Below are 1,875 nucleotides of genomic sequence, written 5' to 3' on the forward strand. Positions count from 1 at the left end.
GCTCATCACAAAGAGCGGCGTGCCGAACTGCGCCTTGAGCTCGCTGACGGCGATGCCATCGATGGCGAGCTCACCGGCGTCGTTCTTCCGCACATCCTGCGCCCACATGGGCTCGTGGAGCGCGTTCAGGTCCGCGGGAACGGCGAGCCACCCGGGAGCAAGCGGGGATCCGCTGTTGGTGTCCTGTGCTGACACCTTCTGCGTCGAGGTTTCCTGTGCCGACATCAGTTTCACATCCGTTCCGGCGCGGACACGCCCAGCAGGTCCAGGCCGTTGGCCAGCACCTGGCTGGTGGCGTCGTTCAGCCACAGGCGAGTGCGGTTGACGTCGGTCACCGGTTCGTCACCCAGGGGTGCGATGCGGCAGGCGTCGTACCAGCGGTGGTAGGCGCCGGCGATGACCTCAAGATGGCGGGCCACCCGGTGCGGCTCACGCAGTTCTGCGGCCTTGGCCACGATGGATGGGTAGCTGCCCAGGTAGGAGAGCAGTTCGTTTTCAGTGGCATGGTCCAGTAGGGAAGCGTCAAACGCGCTGCGGTCCACGCCTGCAGCCACGGCGTTGCGGGCCGCGCCGCGGGTACGCGCGTGGGCGTACTGGACGTAGAACACCGGGTTCTCGTTGCTGTGCTTCTTCAGCAGGTCAGGGTCAAGGGTCAGCGGCGAGTCTGCCGGGAAACGGGCCAGGGAGTAGCGCACCGCGTCCTTGCCCAGCCAGTCAATGAGGTCCTTGAGCTCGATGATGTTGCCGGCACGCTTGGACAGCTTGGCGCCGTTGACGGAGACCAGCTGGCCGATCAGCACCTCGATGTTGACCTCGGGGTCATCACCTGCGGCGGCCGCAATGGCCTTGAGCCGGTTGATGTAGCCGTGGTGGTCCGCGCCGAGCAGGTAGATTTTCTCGGTGTAGCCGCGGTCCTTCTTGGACAGGTAGTAGGCAGCGTCGGCAGCGAAGTAGGTGGGTTCGCCGTTCGCGCGGATCATGACGCGGTCCTTATCGTCACCGAAGTCCGTGGTCCGCAGCCAGACCGCACCGCCGTCGTCGAACACATGGCCCTGCTCGCGGAGGCGCGCTACGGCACTTTCAATAGCGCCGGCGTCGTGCAGTTCCTGCTCGGAGAAGAACACATCGAAATCGACGCCGAAATCGGCGAGCGTGGCTTTGATGTCCTTCATCTGGGCTTCGTATGCGGCGGCACGGATGACCGGAATGGCCGCCACTTCGGTCAGCTCGCGGATGTCCGGGTGCGCGGTAAGCACCTCGTGGCCCAGGTCCGCGATGTACTGGCCGGGGTAGCCGCCGTCCGGGACCGGAAGTCCGTGAAGCCGGTTGTAGACCGACTGCGCGAAGACGTTCATCTGTGTGCCGGCGTCGTTGATGTAGTACTCCGCGGTGACTTCAGCGCCGGACGCACGCAGCACCCGGGCGATGGCGTCGCCGAGAGCGGCCCAGCGGGTATGCCCGATGTGCAGCGGTCCGGTGGGATTGGCCGAGACGAACTCCATGTTCACGGTGTGTCCGGCGAGCGCCGAGTTCGTGCCGTACTGCGGGCCCGCTTCGACGATGGCCTTGGCGAGGGCGCCGGCGGCACCGGCATCCACGGTGATGTTAAGGAACCCGGGGCCGGCGATATCCACGGCAGCGACGCCGTTGATGGACTTCAGCCGGGCGCTCAGGACGGTGGCGAATTCGCGCGGGTTGGTGCCGGCCTGCTTGGACAGCTGGAGGGCGATGCTGGTGGCCCAGTCGCCGTGTTCCCGGTTCTTCGGTCGCTCCACGCGCACCTCATCAGGGACAGCTGATGCGGAAAGCGCGATTTCGCCAGCGGCGACGGCGTCTTTCAGGCAGGCGGATATGGCGAGGGAGAGTTCTTCGGGA

Annotated in this window: 1 protein-coding gene and 1 pseudogene; both read right to left on the reverse strand. The window is 65.9% G+C overall.

The genetic code is table 11. The features are described 5' to 3' along the window. Positions 1 to 225, reverse strand: a pseudogene (locus V6M49_RS04125) (diaminopimelate decarboxylase); the annotation flags it as partial. Between the two features lie 5 nt (positions 226 to 230). After that, positions 231 to 1,875, reverse strand: a 1,645-nt coding sequence (gene argS, locus V6M49_RS04130) for an arginine--tRNA ligase (RefSeq protein ID WP_332760157.1), incomplete at its 5' end; no start/stop codon positions are given.

The sequence above is a fragment of the Pseudarthrobacter sp. genome, from assembly GCF_036675385.1.
In the GTDB taxonomy this organism is placed as follows: Bacteria; Actinomycetota; Actinomycetes; order Actinomycetales; family Micrococcaceae; genus Arthrobacter.